Source organism: Rhodococcus sp. IEGM 1409 (assembly GCF_030056735.1).
Lineage (GTDB): Bacteria > Actinomycetota > Actinomycetes > Mycobacteriales > Mycobacteriaceae > Rhodococcus_F.
In genome coordinates, this window is sequence record NZ_JASHKN010000005.1 from 195,299 (window position 1) to 215,201 (window position 19,903).

The following is a 19,903-nucleotide window of genomic DNA, read 5'->3' on the forward strand; positions in this document are numbered from 1 at the left end:
ATGCATGCAACGGACGTCGCGGAGGTAATGGTGGGAGTCGAGGTAGCGGTACAAGGACTGACAAAGTCTTTCGGGTCGCAGAGGATTTGGCAGGACGTGTCGTTGACACTTCCCGCGGGTGAGGTCAGTGCACTGCTCGGGCCTTCGGGTACCGGTAAGTCGGTGTTCCTGAAGTCCCTGATCGGACTGCTCCGCCCTGAACAAGGCTCCATCGTCATCGACGGCACGGATATCCTGCAGTGCTCCTCCAAGGAGCTCTACGAGATCCGCAAGCTGTTCGGCGTTCTGTTCCAGGACGGCGCGCTGTTCGGCTCGATGAACTTGTACGACAACATCGCCTTCCCGCTTCGCGAGCACACCAAGAAGTCGGAATCCGATATCCGCAAGATCGTGATGGAGAAGTTGGACCTCACCGGTCTGGTCGGCGCCGAGGACAAGCTCCCCGGCGAGATCTCCGGCGGCATGCGCAAGCGTGCCGGTCTGGCGCGTGCACTCGTTCTCGACCCCGAGATCATCCTCGTCGACGAGCCTGACTCCGGTCTGGACCCGGTGCGTACGACGTACATCAGCCAGACGCTGATCGACATCAACGCCCAGTCCGACGCCACGATTCTGATCGTCTCGCACAACATCAACCTCGCGCGCACGGTGCCTGACAACATCGGCATGCTCTTCCGTCGTCAGTTGGTGATGTTCGGCCCTCGCGAGGTGCTGCTCACCTCGGACGAACCCGTCGTCAAGCAGTTCCTCAACGGAACGATGATCGGTCCGATCGGTATGTCGGAGGAGAAGGACGAGGCTCAGATGGCGCACGAGCAGGCGCTCGTCGACGCAGGTCACCACGCTGGTGGTGTCGACGACGTCGAGGGCATCGTGCCGCAGATGAAGGCCACCCCCGGAAACCCGGAGCGTCAGGCTGTTCGTCGTCGCCAGGAGCGCGTCCGGCAGATCATGCACACCCTCCCAGCTAACGCTCAGGCGGCAATTCAGGACAGCCTGGACGAAGTTAACGGAACTGGGCAGTACGATCCCCAGTACGCCGAAGCGAGCGGCTATCAGGGGGAGTGGAACGACAACTCGCAAGACACGCAGGTCATTCCTGCATACGAGGGCGATCCCTACGGAAACACGACACACGGGCAAGGGTAGGCATATCGGATGGGGGTTACCCGCAACTCGGTTCTGAGTCCGGTCAACGGAGCATTAACTCAGGCCGGAAACATCGTCGAACTGTTTGTCGACGTCGTCAGGAATACGTTCCGGCGTCCATTTCAGTTCCGTGAGTTCATCGAGCAGGCCTGGTTCATCGCCAGCGTGACGATTTTGCCGACGGCATTGGTAGCCATTCCTTTCGGCGCCGTTGTCTCACTGCAGACCGGTTCGCTGATCAAGCAGTTGGGTGCAGAATCGTTCACCGGCGCTGCCAGCGTCCTGGCGGTGATCCAGCAGGGTAGCCCTCTGGTGACAGCGTTGCTGGTCGCCGGTGCGGCCGGATCGGCCGTGACGGCCGACCTCGGTTCACGAACCATCCGCGAAGAGATCGACGCGATGGAAGTCCTCGGCATCAATCCGATTCAGCGCCTGGTGGTTCCGCGAGTACTCGCGATGGTGCTGATTGCTGTACTGCTCAACGGACTGGTGTCCGTGGTCGGTATCGCGGGTGGCTACTTCTTCAACGTGGTCCTGCAGGGAGGTAACCCCGGTGCCTACATCTCGTCGTTCTCAGCTTTTGCGCAGCTACCGGACATTTGGAGCGGTGAGATCAAAGCCGCGGTGTTCGGTGTCATCGCAGGTGTGATCTCCGCGTACAAGGGACTTCACCCGTCCGGTGGCCCCAAAGGCGTCGGTGAGGCGGTGAACCAGGCCGTCGTCATCACGTTCCTGCTGTTGTTCTTCGCCAATCTGATTCTGACGATGGTGTACCTCCAGATCGTGCCGGCGAAGGGATCTTGACCTAAATGACCATCGCACGAGGCCGCGGCGATCAGTTTCTGCTGAAGAGCCGCAAAGTTGCCAAGATTCCACTGAACGCGTTGGACCGCGCGGGCGAGCAGATGTCGTTCTACGCGCGCGCAATCGCGTGGACTCCGCGCACCCTGCACCGGTACCGGAAGGAGACTCTTCGACTGCTCGCCGAAGTGACGTTCGGTAGCGGCGCGCTCGCAGTCATCGGCGGAACGATCGGCGTCATCGCGATGATGTCGGGATTCACCGGTGTCGTCGTCGGTCTGCAGGGCTTCGCAGCTCTCGAACAGTTGGGTAGCTCGGTTCTGACCGGCTTCCTCTCCGCTTACGTCAACACCCGTGAGATCGCTCCGATCGTTGCGGCCCTTGCGCTCTCGGCCACGGTGGGCTGTGGTTTCACCGCTCAGCTCGGCGCCATGCGAATCTCGGAGGAGATCGACGCCCTCGAGGTCATGGCGGTGCCGTCGGTGCCGTTCCTGGTCACGACGCGCATGATCGCCGGCTTCGTCGCCGTCATCCCGCTGTACATCGTGGGTCTGCTTGCGGCGTACCTCGCCTCGAGAGTGATCAGTACGGTGTTCAACGGGCAGTCGACGGGCTCGTACGACCACTACTTCAACCTTTTCCTGCCACCGCAGGACGTGCTGTATTCGTTTGCGAAAGTCTTGGTCTTCGCCTTCGTGCTGATCCTGATCCACTGCTACTACGGTTTCCACGCCTCGGGTGGTCCCGCAGGCGTGGGTGTGGCCGTCGGCCGCGCTGTTCGCGCCGCAATCGTGACGATCGCCGTTCTCGACTTCTTCCTCAGCCTCGCAATCTGGGGCACCACGACGACAGTGAGGGTGGCCGGATGATCGAGGCTCCGTCAGTCCTGCGCCGCCGTGTGCTCGGACTCGTGTTCTTCGTGGTGTTGGCCTTGTTCCTGGCCTTCACAATCGGAACTTTCAACAAGACGTTCAAGGACGTCGTGAAGATCGACCTCGTGACCGATACCGTCGGAAATGCTTTGCCGCCCAACGCGGACGTCAAGGTCCGTGGGCTGCTGGTGGGGGAGGTGCGATCCGCGTCGACAAAAGACGGCCAGGTCACGTCGGTCCTCGCGATCGAACCGGACAAGGCTGATCTGATTCCGTCCAACGTCACGGCGCGTCTGCTTCCGAAGACGCTTTTCGGTGAGCGATACGTCTCCCTGATCATTCCGGAGGGAACGACCGCGACCCCGATTTCCGCGGGAACGGTGATCCACCAGGACAAGAGCGGCAACGCTGTCGAGGTCGGTGACGTTCTGGACGGGCTGCTTCCACTCCTGCAGGCCATTCCGCCGCAGGATCTGGCGAACACTCTCGGGTCTCTCGCTCAGGGCCTGACGGGACGCGGTGCCGAGCTCGGTTTGACCGTCGATCGTCTCGAAGAGATCTTCCGCGGCGTCAACACGGAACTACCTGCCGTGCAAGAGGATCTGCGCAAGTTCGCGGACTTCTCCCAGACGTACTCGGACGCTGCGCCCGATCTGGTCAACGCTCTCGACAATCTGCGGACCACGGGTAACACGGTGGTGCAGAAGCAGGATCAGTTGCGAACACTGCTGGCGTCGCTCACCGCGACCTCGTCGAACACAGCAGCATTCCTCGAGACGAACTCGTCCTCGATCATCACGCTCGCTGCGGATTCGACCGATGCGCTCCAGCTGTTGGCGCAATACTCGCCGACGTTCGGGTGCACGTTCAAGGGCTTCTCGGACACTGCTCCGGAAGCGGCCAAGATTCTGTCGACCGACGCGCCCAATCCCGGTGTGCGTGCGAGTATTCAGATCGTGAACCCGAAGGGCCGCTACCTGCCCAACCAGGACGAGCCTCGGCTGGTCGACAACCGCGGCCCGGTTTGCTACGACAATGTCACCGAGCCCGGTCGTCCGTTCCCGCAGTACCCCGGCGGGTCGTACGGTGACGGTTCCTACCAGGTGCCGTCCCGCAACCCAGGACCCGCGACCATGGAATTCATGCCCGCACCCGAGGGCTCCGGACCGCAGCTCTTCTCGACCAACAACAGTGGTCCGGCACAGCAGGCCGGCTACGCGGGCTCGCGACTCGAAGAGGATACGTTGAAGGTGATCTACGGACAGGCCAACGGTGTTGCGCCGGACGACGTTCCGGCGTGGACCACAATGGTCAGTGCTCCGGCATTCGCCGGTGCGGAGGTGAGCGTCCAATGAGAGGACTCGCAGCTCCGCTGACAAAGCTCATCATCTTCGTGGTGGTCACCATCCTGGCGACGGGATTGCTGGCGGCCAGTATCGCCAACCTCGGCGGTGGCGGAGGCACCAAGTTCAACGCAGTATTCTCCGACGTCACTTCGCTGAACGAGGGCGACGAGGTACGCATTGCCGGTGTTCGGGTCGGGCAGGTCGAGAAGATCGCCATCGTCAACGACAACCAGGCCGAGGTGCAGTTCTCGGTATCCGACCGTGACTGGTTGCCAGCGAGTTCCATCGCCACGATCCGGTTCCGAAACCTGGTGGGGCAGCGGTACATCTCCCTCTCACAAGGCGAAGGTAGCCAGGGCAAGAAGATTACCGGCGGCGACACCCTGCCGTTGGCGCAGACGCGTCCGGCGGTCAATCTCACAACGCTCTTCAACGGGTTCAAGCCGTTGTTCACGACCCTGAGCGCGGACGACGTGAACAAGCTGTCGTACCAGATCATCCAGGTCTTCCAGGGTGAGTCGGGCACCATCAGTGAGCTCGTACGCAACACCGCGAGCCTGACCAACACCGTTGCCGACAAGGACGCTGTCATCGGCGCGGTGATCAAGAACCTCAACGACGTCCTCGACACCGTCAACGCGAATGACAAGAACCTCGATTCGCTGATCGTCAACACCCAGCAACTGGTCACCGGGTTGGCCAACGAGCGTGGTGTGGTCGGTTCGGCCGTCACCTCACTCGCCGGCCTGACCGATGCGACGGCTGACCTGCTGGAGCCCACAAGGCCGTCCATCCAGGGCTCGATCACGGCACTCAACACGTTGGCGACCACACTCAACCGTCGTAGTGACGACGTGAATGCTGTGCTCGAGACTTTGCCGGTCAAGCTCGACAAGCTCGCTCGTGTCGCGAGTTACGGTTCCTGGTTCCAGTTCTACCTGTGTGGAATCGACATCGTCGCCGGTCCCGGACAGTCTGCGTCGCTGAATCTGCCCACCGGCCTGCCGACGGTCAACCAGCCGATCTACACCAACGCGGCCACGCGATGCACTCAAGACGGTATGAGGGAGTTGCAAGGTCGATGAGTAAACGTCGCAGTCCGGCAATGGCCGGAGCCATCGGTATTTTTGTGGTGCTGTTGGCCACTTTGTCAGCGTTCTTCCTCGATTCGCTTCCGTTCGTAGGGGCAGGTTCGTCCTACTCCGCCGAGTTCTCCGAAGCCGCTGGGCTCAAGCCCGGCAACGAGGTTCGTATCGCCGGAGTGAAGGTCGGAAAGGTCACCTCCGTCGATCTCGACGGAGACCGTGTACTCGTCGACTTCAAGGTGAGTGACGCGTGGGTCGGCGATCAAACCTCGGCGTCCATCCAGATCAAGACGATTCTGGGACAGAAGTACCTCGCACTCGATCCGCGCGGAACCGACAACCTCGATCCCAAGGACCGGATTCCGCTCGAGCGCACCACGTCTCCGTATGACGTCGTTCAGGCTTTCTCGGCCGCGGCGGACACAGTCGGCGACATCGACACCGACCAGTTGGCGAAGAGCATGGAGACGTTGTCTCAAGCCTTCTCCGAGACACCTGGCGACGTGCGAGCCTCGCTCGACGGTGTCAGTCGGTTGTCCCAGACGATCGCGAGCCGCGATCAGGACTTGCAAAAACTCTTCGACGCGACCGGGAAGACGTCACAGATTCTTGCTGATCGCAACAAGGAATTCACCCAGCTGATCCGCGACGGTGGACTTCTGGTGCAGGAGCTCAACAATCGTCAGCAGGCGATTTCGCAGCTACTCACCGGAACTCAGCGAGTCTCTCAGCAGCTCACCGGTCTCGTTCGTGACAACGAGGCGGCAATCGGGCCGGCGCTGACGCAACTCAACGGCGTCATCGACATCTTGAAGGCCAACAACGAGAACTTGGACAAGGCACTGAAGCTCTACGAACCCTTCATTCGGCTGTACGCCAACGTCGTCGGCAACGGCCGTTGGTTCGACCAGGTCGTCGTGAACCTCCTTCCGCCAGGTCTGCCGGATATTCCGGGCTACCGTGACCCCGTTCGTACGTTGGGAGGCAACTGATGGCTGATACTGCCGAAGCCGGAAGCGGCTCCAAGAAGCGCTCGGTCGCGATCATCGCCGCTGTTCTGATCGGGTTACTCGTAATCGGTGGAGCGCTGTGGTGGGTGTTCACGCGCGCTGGAACGACCAAGATCACCGCCTACTTCGACAAGTCGGTGGGTATCTACGACGGTTCCGACATTCGTGTTCTCGGTGTCAAGGTCGGCACCGTCGAATCCGTCGAACCTCAGGGAGATCAGGTCAAGGTCGAGTTGCGTGTCGATCGTGGGATCGACATCCCCGCTGACGCCAGTGCCGCACAGATCACGCCTTCGGTGGTTGCCGATCGCTACATCCAGCTGACGCCGGTCTTCACCGGCGGCGACAAGATGACCAGCGGTGCGGTCATTCCGATCGAGAAGACGGCAACGCCCGTCGAGGTCGACCAGTTGTACTCCAGCATCGACGAACTCGCGTCGGCACTTGGTCCCGAAGGTGCCAACAAGAACGGTGCGCTGTCCGATTTCGTCGAGACCGGTGCGGCAAACCTGGAAGGCAACGGTGAAGCGTTGGGGGACAGCATCACCAACCTCTCGGATGCCGCACGGACGCTGAACGATTCGCGTGACAACATCTCGCTCACCATCAAGAACCTCGATACGTTTGTGGGTGCGCTCGCTGCCAACGATCAGCAGGTGCGTCAGTTCAACACTCAGTTGTCGGACCTGACCGGATTCTTGGCAGGTGAACGCGACGATCTCGGTGCCGCCCTGAATCAGCTGTCGATCGCTCTCGGCGACGTCGCGAAGTTCGTCGCAGACAACCGAGATCAACTGGTCCAGACAGCCGAGGGACTGGTCGAACCGACGCAGACATTGGCTAACAACAAGGAAGGCCTGGCCAACACGCTCACCATGCTGCCGTTGGCGATCTCCAACCTGGTCAACTCTTACGACGCCGAATCCGGTGTACTCGCTTCGCGTCTGGCGTTCCCGGATCTTCAGAACCCGGCCGGAGTGCTCTGCAAGTTGATGGACCTCGGCAAACTGTTGCCCGGCGATCCGCGGTTCGAGGCGTTGGGACGGCAGATGCAGCCCGCAATCGACCAGTGCGCAAATGTCGCAGCGATGACCGACGCGGCCAATCAGGCCGCAGGCCTGAACCTTCCCTTCGGCATCCTTGCCGGTTCCGAACGACAGATGCAGGTAGTTCCGGGCACTGTGCCCGGCGTCGTGTCACCGCGGCTGACCAGTGGAAACGGGGAGGGCGAGTGAAGCGTTCACTTATAGTCGGCGCCGGATTGTGCGCCGTCCTGATCTCGGCAACCGCCTGCTCGTCCGAGGGCATCTACGCGGTCCCGCTTCCCGGCGGTCCTGATGTGGGCTCGGATCCGATGCACTTGACCGTTCAGTTCGACGATGTCCTGGACCTTGTTCCGCAATCCGCTGTGAAGGTCGACGGCGTTCCCGTCGGTCGCGTCGACGACGTGTCAGTCGGACCGGACGGATGGACCGCGGACGTCGGCATCATCCTCGACTCGTCGGTTGATCTGCCCGCCAACGCAATTGCCGCGGTCGAGCAGACCAACCTGCTCGGCGAGAAGTTCATCCAGCTGTCGGCCCCGCCGTCCGGACCGGATTCTGCGAAGCTGGCCGACGGCGATCTGATCCCGCTCGATCGCACCCGACACGCTACGGAGATCGAGCAGGTTCTCGGCGCATTGTCGCTGCTGCTCAACGGCGGCGGTGTCGGCCAGTTGCAGCCCATCGTCGAAGAACTCGGGGCTGCGTTCGACGGCCGCGAAGGCAAGACAAGAAGTCTTCTGGAGCAGGCGAACACTCTCATCGGTGGACTCAACGAGCAGCGTGACGACATCACGCGCGCCCTCGACGGACTCGACGTGCTGTCGAGTCGAGTCAACGATCAGAACGAGAAGATCGGCAAGATTCTCGAGGAACTGCCCGTTGCGACACAGGTTCTCAACGAGCAGCGTCCGCAGTTGACGCAGATGCTCGCTCAGGTGGATCGACTCGGAACAGTGGGAACCGACGTTCTCACGCAGTCCAAGGACGATCTGATCGCTGATCTTCAGGCTCTTCGTCCGACGCTGCAGGCGCTCGCCGACTCCGGTGACGACTTCGTCGGGGCACTTCCTTTCCTCCCGACATTCCCGTTCCCGGACGGCGTCGAGAAGATTGCGCAGGGTGGTTCCGTGAATCTCTTCCTGAGCGTTGACCTGCAGATCGGCAATACTCTCTCGGGTCTTGGTGTCGGACAGGGTGAACCGGAATACCGTCAGCCGAAGTTCGGCAATCCCAAGCCGGTAGTCGATCCGTCCAATCCGTACTACAACGGCAACGGACCGCGCCCGGGTTGGCCGACGGTGTCACTGCTGCCGATCGCTCCGATCCTGCCGCAGATCCCCGTCGTCGCTGGTCTTCCCGCCACAACGGCGGGTGACCCGGCAACCCCGGGTCCGGCAGCGGACCCACTCAATCCCATCCAGGGAATGCTGGAACAGTTCGGAATTGGTGGTGATGGACAGTGAGATCAGCTCTGGTCAAATGGCAGCTCGTGGGCTTTGTCTTGGTTGCGCTTCTGGGTCTCATCTACGTCGGTGCCAAGTACGTGCGTCTGGACAACCTCATGGGGTTCGGGCAGTACACGGTCAAGACCGAATTGGCCACGTCCGGTGGAATTTTCACGAACGCCGAAGTGACGTATCGCGGCGTGCCGGTCGGGCGAGTGGGTGACATGTCGCTGACCGAGGACGGAATTCAGGTAGACCTGAAGATCGACAACAGTGCTCCGGAGATTCCCGCGTCGGCCCGTGCAGTCGTGGCTAACCGCTCCGCCATCGGCGAGCAGTACGTCGACCTCCAGCCCGATACCGATCAGGGACCTTTCCTCGAGGACGGGTCGGTGATTGCGGTGGGGGACACCACAACTCCGATCCCGATCGAGGATGTCCTGACCAGTGCCAACGGCTTGGTCAAGTCCGTGCCGGTCGATGCACTCCACACCGTCGCCGTCGAACTCGGTGCTGCGTTCAACGGCAAGGGTGAGGACATTCAGGTCCTGGCCGATTCGTTGTCCGGTCTCTCGCAGTCCGGTCTCGACACCCTGCCTCAGACGCTCGCGCTGATTCGGAACAGTGAGACGGTTCTGACGACGCAGTCGGATCAGTCTTCCGCGATCAAGCAGTTCAGCACAGATCTGGATGCTGTCACGGCGCAGTTGCGGACGAGCGATCCGGACATCCGACGCTTGATCGACAACGGAATTCCGGCCAGCGATCAGATTGGCGCTCTCATCGACGAGGGCGGTCCGAGCCTGACGACCGACCTGACAAACCTGGCGGCCACTACCAAGACGCTTGCGCCGCGAACGATCGCGCTGCAGCCGTTCCTGATCTTCCTTCCTGGCCTTGCTGCTGCCGCACCGACGGTTGCTCCCGGCGACGGAACGGTCCATCAGGGCTTGGTGTTGGAGACCAACAATCCGCTCTCCTGCACGGTGGGTTATGAAGGCACGATGGCGATCCTGGACGAGATGAAGCGTCAGAATCCCAATTTCGACGACACCCAGCAGGATTTCCCGCTCAACACCGCGGCGTCGTGTGAGGTGCCGTTGGGCAGCGAGACGGGTGTTCGTAGTGCCAACCGCGTGGTTTACGCAGATCCCGACACCATCCAGCCTTGGGACTTCAAGCCGAAGGTCGATCCGGACAAGTTGAATCTCAACCCGATCGCGACGCAGTTGGCGCCGATGCTCGGAGTGACACCGAAGTAGACCGATCCGAATGTGATCGAGTTTGTGCAGTTCAGGCTACTGAGTTGTGGCAGTTGACGATTCGCGGCCAGAGGCTGGGTAAAACAGGTAAGTAGGGTAGTGAGTGTGATTCAGAGAAACAGTTCCCCGCAGTCCGGCGGGCCCGAGACCGAACAGGTCGAATCGGGAACGCCGACAACCGGCAAACCGAAGGGGCTGACAGCGTCTCTGATTGCGGTCGGTGTCTTGCTTCTGGCCGCTGTGGTTGCGCTCGGTGTGTTCGGCGTCCCGTACGTTCGGGCGCTTACCACCGACCGCACCACCGCCGAGATGCGTGACGACGCTCTGATCGGTGCGCAGCAAGTCGCGATCAACCTCAACAACGCGGACTCGGCCAATCTTGACCAGTCGATCGAAAACATGCGTTCTTCGGTGACCGGTGACGAGATGACGACGTATCTGCAGACCGTTCAGGATTCCATCACCGACGAATTGCGTAACTCCGGCTCGAAGGCTGACACCGAAGTTGTGCAGTCCGCTCTGACCGAACTCAACACCGATGATCGGACCGCCACGGCTCTGGTCGTCGTTCGAGTGACCACGACCCAGGGCAACCAGTTCGTCAAGAACCAGCTCGGGATGCGGCTCGGGATGGTCGAGGTGGACGGGGTCTGGAAGGCGCAGTCGGCCGATCCGGTCGGATCGCGGGTCGACCTCGGCTCCGGCACTCTGCCGGCCGCCGACGGCTCCACGCCGGCACCTGATGCGACGCCCGCCCCCGGCTCGGGGACCGAAGCACCCGCATCCAGTGCTCCTGCACCGACAACCGAGGGTGGTGATTCCGGTGGCCAGTAGTTCTTCGAACCTCTACACCGACATCCCTCGAAGGAGAAGCGCGTAATGCCACCCAAACGTCGTACCGGCGGACCGTCCTCCCCGCAGAACCGTCGGCCGAAGATCGCGGGAAGCGCTCGCTCGCTCAACGTCCCCGCGGGGACTCCCGATTCGGATCCGGTCGAGCCCACGATCGAGCAGCCGGAAGCAGCGACCCCGGAAGCAGCGACGCCCGAAGCAGCGACGCCCGAAGCAGTCAAGCCGAACCTGGCGAAGGCGCAAGCCTCGAGTGCCGAGCCGGCGACGACGGAAAGCGACGCGCCGGAATCCACACCAGGCCCCGATCTCACCAAGCCGGCGAAGGCCGTCGCAGACGAACCGAAGACCGTCGCCGACGAGTCGAAGGCCGACGCCCCCGCTGCCCCGGAGACAGACGCGGGGGAGTCGGCGACAACCTCCCCGCCATCCAAGGCCGGCTGGCGCCTGGTCGCGATCCTGGGGGCAGCAGCGTTGGTCGTCGCGATCCTCGCCGGCGTCGCCTTCTTCAAAGTCGGAGCGAAGACGGAGGACGTCGCCTGGGTGGACGAAGGTGCCACGGCCGAGGTTCTTCGTGTGACGCCGTCGGCGTTGGCCGCAGTCTTCACGTTCTCGCCCGACACGTTCGACGCCGATTTCGACAAGGGCGTCCAGGGCCTGAATCAGTCGATGCGTGACCAACTGACGCAGTACAAGGACACTCAGAAGGCCGGTGTCGAACAAACCCAGACGGCAACGACCGCTGATGTCCCGCTGATCGGGATCACGCGACTCGAGAAGGACCGGGCGCAGTTGCTCGCCCAACTGAACGTCAGTTCGACGCAGAACGGCGTGGCGGCAGACTCTCGCTCCGGGATGGTCATCGTGAGCCTGGAGAAGCAGGACGGAAACTGGCTGATCTCGGAGATTCGCGACCAGTAGCTCGGAGATTCGCGACCAGTAGCTCGGTGATTCGCGACCAGTAGCTCGGTGATTCGCGACCAGTAGCACCTGCGTACCAGCGCGAAGATCTGGACCGACGCACGATGTCGGTCCAGATTTTTCGTGTGCGACGCCGTTGCTCGCTACACTTCCGGTGGCAGTGTTCGAATTCAGGTGACGAATGTTCGAATGCTGCGACACGCGCTCTCGCCCTTGACGGGGCGGTCCGCAAGGTCCACTCTGATCGGTGAACATGCACGGACGAGTGATCGGCAGTCTCACGTCAGTATCTGAATCAGACCCTCAGTTACACCCGACTCGACATTTCCTGAGTAAGGGTGTACTTTTGGACGTTGCGCTGGCTGCCTCCTGTCCACCCCTCGTCTCAACCGCTGCGAAGTCAAGAACTTCTTGCTTTCTGCGACGGGTTTCGTTCGGGTTGTAACCAGCGAAATTCGAAGCAGATACAGCGGCGGTCGCAACAGTACGGAGCGGCCCGCGTGAGGTGCTGGAAGGACGCATCTTGGCAGTCTCTAGCCAGACCAAGGCAGTTTCCGGAATCCCCGGAGCCCCGAAGAGGGTTTCGTTCGCGAAAGTTCGCGAACCCCTCGAAGTTCCCGGGCTTCTTGACGTACAGACAGATTCGTTCGAGTGGCTGGTCGGCGCGCAGAGTTGGCGCGAACGAGCAGCGGCACTCGGCGACAATGCAGTGTCCGGTGGTCTCGAGGACATCCTCGCGGAGCTTTCTCCGATCGAGGATTTCAACGGCACTATGTCGCTGTCCTTCTCCGACCCTCGATTCGACGAGGTCAAGGCCTCGACGGACGAGTGCAAAGACAAGGACATGACCTACGCGGCGCCGTTGTTCGTCACCGCGGAGTTCATCAACAACAACACTGGTGAGATCAAGAGCCAGACGGTCTTCATGGGAGATTTCCCGATGATGACCGACAAGGGCACCTTCATCATCAACGGCACCGAGCGTGTGGTCGTCTCGCAGCTCGTGCGTTCCCCCGGTGTGTACTTCGACATGAGCGTCGACAAGAGCACCGAGAAGGATCTGCACAGCGTCAAGGTGATCCCGGGTCGCGGCGCATGGCTCGAGTTCGACGTCGACAAGCGCGACACCGTTGGTGTCCGTATCGACCGCAAGCGTCGTCAGCCTGTCACCGTCCTGCTCAAGGCACTCGGCTGGACCACCGAGCAGATCACGGAGCGCTTCGGCTTCTCCGAGATCCTCATGGCCACGCTGGAGAAGGACAACACCGCCGGCACCGATGAGGCGTTGCTCGACATCTACCGCAAGCTGCGTCCGGGCGAGCCCCCCACCAAGGAGAGCGCGCAGACTCTGCTGGAGAACTTGTTCTTCAAGGACAAGCGCTACGACCTCGCTCGCGTTGGTCGTTACAAGATCAACAAGAAGCTCGGCCTGAACGCGGGTCAGCCGATCGTTGCATCGACTCTCACCGAAGAAGACATCGTCGCCACTGTCGAGTACCTCGTGCGTCTGCACGCAGGTGACACCTCGATGACGGCTCCGGGCGGCGTCGAGGTTCCCGTCGAGGTCGACGACATCGACCACTTCGGCAACCGTCGTCTGCGTACGGTCGGCGAGCTCATCCAGAACCAGATCCGCGTGGGCCTGTCCCGCATGGAGCGTGTGGTTCGTGAGCGCATGACCACGCAGGACGTCGAGGCAATCACGCCTCAGACGCTGATCAACATCCGTCCCGTCGTCGCTGCGATCAGGGAGTTCTTCGGAACCTCCCAGCTGTCGCAGTTCATGGACCAGAACAACCCGCTGTCGGGGCTGACGCACAAGCGTCGTCTGTCCGCCCTGGGCCCGGGTGGTCTGTCTCGTGAGCGCGCCGGCCTCGAGGTTCGCGACGTTCACCCGTCGCACTACGGCCGCATGTGCCCGATCGAGACCCCGGAAGGCCCGAACATCGGCCTGATCGGTTCGCTGTCGGTCTACGCACGCGTCAACCCGTTCGGTTTCATCGAGACCCCGTACCGTCGCGTCGTCGACGGACAGGTGACCGACGACGTCGACTACCTGACTGCTGACGAAGAAGACCGCCACGTAGTCGCGCAGGCCAACTCGGCCATCGACCGTGAGGGCCGCTTCACCGACTCGAAGATTCTCGTCCGCCGTAAGGGTGGCGAGGTCGAGTTCGTCGCGTCCTCCGACATCGACTACATGGACGTTTCGCCGCGTCAGATGGTGTCCGTCGCAACCGCGATGATCCCGTTCCTCGAGCACGACGATGCAAACCGTGCCCTGATGGGCGCGAACATGCAGCGTCAGGCTGTCCCGCTGGTTCGCAGCGAGGCGCCTCTCGTCGGTACCGGCATGGAGCTGCGTGCAGCTGTGGATGCCGGCGACGTCATCATCACCGAGAAGACCGGTGTCGTGGAGGAGATCTCCGCGGACTACGTCACGGTGATGGCCGACGACGGAAGCCGCAAGACGTACCGGATGCGCAAGTTCGCGCGTTCCAACCAGGGCACGTGCGCCAACCAGCGTCCGATCGTGGACGAGGGGCAGCGTGTCGAGGCCGGCCAGGTTCTGGCCGACGGCCCTTGCACCGAGAACGGTGAGATGGCGCTGGGCAAGAACTTGCTCGTCGCGATCATGCCGTGGGAAGGCCACAACTACGAGGACGCGATCATTCTGTCGCAGCGTCTCGTGGAAGAGGACGTCCTGACCTCGATTCACATCGAGGAGCACGAGATCGATGCCCGCGACACCAAGCTCGGTGCCGAGGAAATCACTCGCGACATCCCGAACGTCTCCGACGAGGTCCTCGCTGACCTCGACGAGCGCGGCATCATCCGTATCGGTGCCGAGGTTCGTGACGGCGACGTGCTGGTCGGAAAGGTCACGCCGAAGGGCGAGACCGAGCTGACCCCCGAAGAGCGCCTCCTTCGCGCCATCTTCGGTGAGAAGGCTCGCGAGGTTCGTGACACGTCCCTCAAGGTTCCTCACGGTGAGACCGGCAAGGTCATCGGAATCCGCGTGTTCTCGCGTGACGAAGACGACGATCTGCCTCCCGGTGTCAACGAGTTGGTCCGCGTCTACGTGGCACAGAAGCGCAAGATCCAGGACGGCGACAAGCTCGCCGGCCGCCACGGTAACAAGGGCGTCATCGGCAAGATCCTGCCGCAGGAAGACATGCCGTTCCTCTCGGACGGCACGCCTGTCGACATCATCTTGAACACGCACGGCGTCCCGCGTCGTATGAATATCGGTCAGGTTCTGGAGACCCACCTCGGGTGGATCGGCAAGACCGGCTGGAACATTCAGATCGCGTCCGACGGCACTCGACCCGACTGGGCTGCGACCCTGCCGGAAGAGATGCTGTCCGCTCCGGCCGACTCGAACATCGCCACCCCGGTGTTCGACGGTGCGAAGGAAGACGAGCTCACCGGTCTCCTCGGCGCGACGCTGCCGAACCGTGACGGCGAGCAGATGGTCGGGCCCGACGGAAAGGCCACCTTGTTCGACGGCCGCTCCGGCGAGCCGTTCCCGTACCCGGTCTCGGTCGGTTACATGTACATCATCAAGCTGCACCACTTGGTCGACGACAAGATCCACGCTCGTTCGACCGGTCCGTACTCGATGATCACGCAGCAGCCTCTCGGTGGTAAGGCCCAGTTCGGTGGCCAGCGCTTCGGTGAGATGGAGTGCTGGGCGATGCAGGCCTACGGCGCGGCTTACACGCTGCAGGAACTGCTGACCATCAAGTCGGACGACGTGGTCGGTCGAGTCAAGGTGTACGAAGCCATCGTCAAGGGCGAGAACATCCCCGAACCCGGCATCCCCGAGTCGTTCAAGGTGCTCCTCAAGGAGCTCCAGTCGCTCTGCCTCAACGTGGAGGTGCTGTCCTCGGACGGCGCGGCCATCACGATGGCGGACGGCGACGACGAGGACTTGGAGCGGGCCGCAGCGAACCTGGGCATCAACCTGTCCAGGAACGAAGCTGCGACGGTCGACGACCTCGCGAACTAGGTTTCGGTCCCCGGGTTGCTCTTTGAAAGAGCGGCCCGGGGGCGTAGTTCACATTTGAATTGGCAGTCAGGTTGCCGGGTGACCGGCAACCGTAACCCCAACGGGGAAAGGAAGTTACGTGCTCGACGTCAACTTCTTCGATGAACTCCGCATTGGCTTGGCCAGTGCAGAGGACATCCGCAATTGGTCCTACGGCGAGGTCAAGAAGCCGGAGACCATCAACTACCGCACGCTCAAGCCCGAGAAGGACGGCCTCTTCTGCGAGAAGATCTTCGGCCCCACTCGGGACTGGGAGTGCTACTGCGGTAAGTACAAGCGTGTCCGCTTCAAGGGCATCATCTGTGAGCGCTGTGGCGTCGAGGTCACTCGCGCCAAGGTTCGTCGTGAGCGCATGGGTCACATCGAACTGGCCGCACCGGTCACGCACATCTGGTACTTCAAGGGTGTTCCGAGCCGTCTCGGTTACCTGCTCGACCTGGCTCCGAAGGATCTCGAAAAGATCATCTACTTCGCTGCTTACGTCATCGTCGGCGTCGACGAGGAGCTCCGTCACAACGAGCTGTCCACCCTCGAAGCCGAGATGCAGGTCGAGAAGAAGACCGTCGCAGATCAGCGCGACGCCGATCTCGAGGCACGTGCGCAGAAGCTCGAAGCCGACATCGCGGAGCTCGAGGCAGAGGGCGCCAAGTCCGATGTCCGACGCAAGGTCAAGGACGGCGGCGAGCGCGAAATGCGTCAGCTCCGTGACCGCGCGCAGCGTGAGCTGGATCGTCTCGACGAGATCTGGACCACCTTCACCAAGCTGAGCGTCAAGCAGCTCATCATCGACGAGCTCCTGTACCGCGAGCTGGTCGACCGTTACGGCGAGTACTTCACGGGTGCGATGGGCGCAGAGTCCATCCAGATCCTGATGCAGAACTTCGACCTCGACGCCGAGGCTGAGTCTCTTCGCGAGACCATCCGCAGCGGCAAGGGCCAGAAGAAGCTGCGTGCTCTCAAGCGCCTCAAGGTGGTTGCGGCTTTCCAGACCAACGGCAACTCGCCGATGGGCATGGTCCTCAACGCTGTTCCGGTGATCCCGCCGGAGCTTCGCCCGATGGTTCAGCTCGACGGTGGACGTTTCGCAACGTCCGACCTCAACGACCTGTACCGCCGCGTCATCAACCGCAACAACCGCCTCAAGCGACTGATCGACCTCGGTGCTCCCGAGATCATCGTCAACAACGAGAAGCGGATGCTGCAGGAGTCGGTCGACGCCCTGTTCGACAACGGTCGTCGTGGACGTCCGGTCACCGGACCGGGTAACCGCCCGCTGAAGTCCCTGAGCGATCTGCTCAAGGGCAAGCAGGGTCGTTTCCGTCAGAACCTGCTCGGTAAGCGCGTCGACTACTCGGGTCGTTCCGTGATCGTCGTCGGTCCTCAGCTCAAGCTGCACCAGTGTGGTCTGCCCAAGCTGATGGCTCTCGAGCTGTTCAAGCCGTTCGTGATGAAGCGTCTGGTCGATCTGAACCACGCGCAGAACATCAAGTCGGCAAAGCGCATGGTCGAGCGCAAGCGCGTCCAGGTGTGGGACGTCCTCGAAGAGGTCATCGCCGAGCACCCCGTGCTGCTCAACCGTGCACCTACGTTGCACCGTCTGGGTATCCAGGCATTCGAGCCGCAGCTCGTCGAGGGCAAGGCCATTCAGCTCCACCCGCTGGTGTGTGAGGCCTTCAACGCCGACTTCGACGGTGACCAGATGGCTGTTCACCTCCCGCTGTCGGCAGAGGCTCAGGCCGAGGCACGCATCCTGATGCTGTCCTCGAACAACATCCTCTCTCCTGCTTCGGGTCGCCCGCTCGCCATGCCGCGTCTGGACATGGTCACGGGTCTGTTCCACCTCACCCGTCTCGACGAGGGGGTCACTGGTGAGCTCGTTGCTCCGACCAACGACGAGGCAGAGCAGGGCGTGTACTCCTCGCCCGCCGAGGCTCAGATGGCAGTCGACCGTGGCGCGCTCTCGGTACAGGCTCAGATCAAGGTGCGTCTGACGCAGCAGCGTCCGCCGCGTGACCGCGAGACCGAGCTGTTCCCCGAGGGCTGGACCTACGGTGAGGGCTGGACCGCCACCACCACCTTGGGCCGCGTTCTCTTCAACGAGCTGCTCCCGGCGGACTACCCGTTCGTCAACGAGCAGATGCCGAAGAAGCGTCAGGCGACGATCATCAACGATCTCGCCGAGCGGTACCCGATGATCGTGGTCGCTCAGACCGTCGACAAGCTCAAGGACGTCGGATTCTACTGGGCCACCCGTTCGGGTGTCACGGTCTCGATTTCCGACGTGCTCGTGCCGCCGGAGAAGCCTGCCATCATCGAGGACTTCGAGGCTCAGGCCGACAAGATCGAGAAGCAGTACCAGCGTGGTGCTCTGGACAAGAAGGAGCGCAACAGCGCTCTGGTCACCATTTGGCAGGAAGCGACCGACAAGGTCGGCAAGGCCATGGAGGCTCACTTCCCCGACAGCAACCCGATCCCGATGATCGTGAAGTCCGGTGCAGCCGGCAACATGACTCAGGTTCGCTCGCTCGCCGGTATGAAGGGCCTGGTGACAAACCCCAAGGGTGAGTTCATCCCGCGTCCGATCAAGTCTTCCTTCAAGGAAGGCCTGACCGTTCTCGAGTACTTCATCAACACGCACGGTGCTCGTAAGGGTCTGGCCGATACCGCACTCCGCACCGCCGACTCGGGTTACCTGACCCGTCGTCTGGTGGACGTTTCGCAGGACGTCATCGTCCGCGAGGTCGACTGTGGAACAGAGCGCGGCATCGTCACCACGATCGCCGAGAAGCAGGCCGACGGCTCGATGATCCGCGATGCTCACGTGGAGACCAGCACGTACGCCCGTACCTTGGCGTCCGATGCAGTCGACGCAAACGGCACCGTCATCGTCGAGCGTGGCCACGATCTCGGTGACCCCGCGATCGATGCTCTGCTCGAAGCCGGCATCACGCAGGTCAAGGTCCGTTCGGTCCTGACCTGCACCACCGGCACCGGCGTTTGCGCCACTTGCTACGGCCGCTCGATGGCCACCGGCAAGCTGGTCGACATCGGTGAGGCTGTCGGTATCGTCGCCGCACAGTCGATCGGTGAGCCCGGTACCCAGCTGACCATGCGTACCTTCCACCAGGGTGGTGTCGCAGGAGATGACATCACCGGCGGTCTGCCGCGTGTCCAGGAGCTGTTCGAGGCACGTGTGCCCAAGGGCAAGGCTCCCATCGCGGACGTCACCGGTCGGGTACAGCTCGAAGACGGAGATCGTTTCTACAAGATCACCATCGTGCCGGACGACGGCGGCGAAGAGGTTGTCTACGACAAGCTCAGCAAGCGTCAGCGTCTGCGCGTCTTCAAGCACGCCGACGGTCGCGAAAGCCTCTTGGCTGACGGTGACCACGTCGAGGTCGGACAGCAGCTCATGGAAGGTGCTGCCGATCCCCACGAGGTCCTGCGAGTCATGGGTCCGCGTCAGGTTCAGATCCACTTGGTCAACGAGGTCCAGGAGGTGTACCGGAGCCAGGGTGTGTCGATCCACGACAAGCACATCGAGGTGATCGTGCGCCAGATGCTTCGTCGCGTGACGATCATCGATTCCGGTGCCACCGAGTTCCTGCCCGGTTCGCTCACCGAGCGCGCCGAGTTCGAGTCGGCAAACCGCCGCGTTGTCGCCGAGGGCGGCGAGCCCGCAGCCGGCCGTCCGGTGCTCATGGGTATCACGAAGGCGTCGCTCGCGACGGATTCGTGGCTGTCCGCGGCATCGTTCCAGGAGACCACTCGTGTCTTGACCGACGCGGCTATCAACTGCCGTTCGGACAAGCTGATCGGTCTGAAGGAAAATGTCATCATCGGCAAGCTGATCCCTGCCGGTACCGGTATCAACCGTTACCGCAACATCCAGGTTCAGCCCACCGAAGAGGCACGTGCCGCTGCTTACGCAGTGCCGTCGTACGACGACCAGTACTACAGTCCGGACGGCTTCGGCCAGAACACCGGTGCTGCAGTTCCGCTGGACGACTACGGCTTCAGCAACGACTACCGCTAGCGGTTAGTTCGTAGGAAATCCCCCCTACCT

General features: G+C 62.1%; 13 protein-coding genes. All 13 read left to right on the top strand.

All coding sequences use genetic code 11. The features are described 5' to 3' along the window. The first annotated feature begins 27 nt into the window (after positions 1 to 27). On the top strand, positions 28 to 1,149 hold the full coding sequence (locus QM716_RS16150; RefSeq protein WP_283305154.1) for an ABC transporter ATP-binding protein: 1,122 nt from the start codon (positions 28 to 30) through the stop codon (positions 1,147 to 1,149). 9 nt (positions 1,150 to 1,158) lie between these two features. Continuing rightward, entirely contained in the window at positions 1,159 to 1,953 is a 795-nt protein-coding gene (locus QM716_RS16155; RefSeq protein ID WP_283305044.1) for an MlaE family ABC transporter permease, read from the top strand. Between the two features lie 5 nt (positions 1,954 to 1,958). After that, complete coding sequence (locus QM716_RS16160; RefSeq protein WP_230812149.1) at positions 1,959 to 2,819, top strand: MlaE family ABC transporter permease; 861 nt, start codon at positions 1,959 to 1,961, stop codon at positions 2,817 to 2,819. Beyond that, on the top strand, positions 2,816 to 4,177 hold the full coding sequence (locus tag QM716_RS16165) for an MCE family protein (protein WP_283305045.1): 1,362 nt from the start codon (positions 2,816 to 2,818) through the stop codon (positions 4,175 to 4,177). The genes QM716_RS16160 and QM716_RS16165 overlap by 4 nt, the downstream gene beginning before the upstream one ends. After that, positions 4,174 to 5,253 carry an MCE family protein gene (locus QM716_RS16170; RefSeq protein WP_283305046.1) on the top strand — a complete coding sequence of 360 codons (1,080 nt, stop codon included), beginning with the start codon at positions 4,174 to 4,176 and terminating at the stop codon, positions 5,251 to 5,253. The genes QM716_RS16165 and QM716_RS16170 overlap by 4 nt, the downstream gene beginning before the upstream one ends. Then, a complete protein-coding gene (locus QM716_RS16175; RefSeq protein ID WP_230812152.1) occupies positions 5,250 to 6,245 on the top strand; it encodes an MCE family protein in 996 nt (331 codons plus the stop codon). The genes QM716_RS16170 and QM716_RS16175 overlap by 4 nt, the downstream gene beginning before the upstream one ends. Continuing rightward, positions 6,245 to 7,498, top strand: coding sequence for an MCE family protein (locus tag QM716_RS16180; RefSeq protein ID WP_283305047.1), 1,254 nt, complete (start codon positions 6,245 to 6,247; stop codon positions 7,496 to 7,498). The genes QM716_RS16175 and QM716_RS16180 overlap by 1 nt, the downstream gene beginning before the upstream one ends. Continuing rightward, positions 7,495 to 8,772: an MCE family protein gene (locus tag QM716_RS16185; protein ID WP_283305048.1), complete on the top strand. Its 1,278-nt coding sequence runs from the start codon at positions 7,495 to 7,497 to the stop codon at positions 8,770 to 8,772. The genes QM716_RS16180 and QM716_RS16185 overlap by 4 nt, the downstream gene beginning before the upstream one ends. Further along, entirely contained in the window at positions 8,769 to 10,016 is a 1,248-nt protein-coding gene (locus tag QM716_RS16190) for an MCE family protein (protein ID WP_283305049.1), read from the top strand. The genes QM716_RS16185 and QM716_RS16190 overlap by 4 nt, the downstream gene beginning before the upstream one ends. A 99-nt stretch (positions 10,017 to 10,115) precedes the next feature. Next, positions 10,116 to 10,850, top strand: coding sequence for a hypothetical protein (locus QM716_RS16195; protein WP_349307353.1), 735 nt, complete (start codon positions 10,116 to 10,118; stop codon positions 10,848 to 10,850). A 45-nt stretch (positions 10,851 to 10,895) separates the two neighbouring features. Continuing rightward, positions 10,896 to 11,786: a hypothetical protein gene (locus QM716_RS16200; protein WP_283305051.1), complete on the top strand. Its 891-nt coding sequence runs from the start codon at positions 10,896 to 10,898 to the stop codon at positions 11,784 to 11,786. Between the two features lie 505 nt (positions 11,787 to 12,291). Beyond that, on the top strand, positions 12,292 to 15,798 hold the full coding sequence (gene rpoB, locus QM716_RS16205; protein ID WP_283305052.1) for a DNA-directed RNA polymerase subunit beta: 3,507 nt from the start codon (positions 12,292 to 12,294) through the stop codon (positions 15,796 to 15,798). Between the two features lie 118 nt (positions 15,799 to 15,916). Then, positions 15,917 to 19,873, top strand: coding sequence for a DNA-directed RNA polymerase subunit beta' (locus tag QM716_RS16210; RefSeq protein WP_283305053.1), 3,957 nt, complete (start codon positions 15,917 to 15,919; stop codon positions 19,871 to 19,873). The last annotated feature ends 30 nt before the right edge of the window (positions 19,874 to 19,903 follow it).

Bases quoted from the DNA above. Each gene is read 5' to 3' on its own strand.
- QM716_RS16175 (WP_230812152.1), top strand. From the start codon at position 5,250: ATGAGTAAACGTCGCAGTCCGGCAATGGCCGGAGCCATCGGTATTTTT.
- QM716_RS16155 (WP_283305044.1), top strand. From the start codon at position 1,159: ATGGGGGTTACCCGCAACTCGGTTCTGAGTCCGGTCAACGGAGCATTA.
- QM716_RS16165 (WP_283305045.1), top strand. From the start codon at position 2,816: ATGATCGAGGCTCCGTCAGTCCTGCGCCGCCGTGTGCTCGGACTCGTG.
- QM716_RS16160 (WP_230812149.1), top strand. From the start codon at position 1,959: ATGACCATCGCACGAGGCCGCGGCGATCAGTTTCTGCTGAAGAGCCGC.
- QM716_RS16180 (WP_283305047.1), top strand. From the start codon at position 6,245: ATGGCTGATACTGCCGAAGCCGGAAGCGGCTCCAAGAAGCGCTCGGTC.
- QM716_RS16200 (WP_283305051.1), top strand. From the start codon at position 10,896: ATGCCACCCAAACGTCGTACCGGCGGACCGTCCTCCCCGCAGAACCGT.
- QM716_RS16150 (WP_283305154.1), top strand. From the start codon at position 28: ATGGTGGGAGTCGAGGTAGCGGTACAAGGACTGACAAAGTCTTTCGGG.
- QM716_RS16170 (WP_283305046.1), top strand. From the start codon at position 4,174: ATGAGAGGACTCGCAGCTCCGCTGACAAAGCTCATCATCTTCGTGGTG.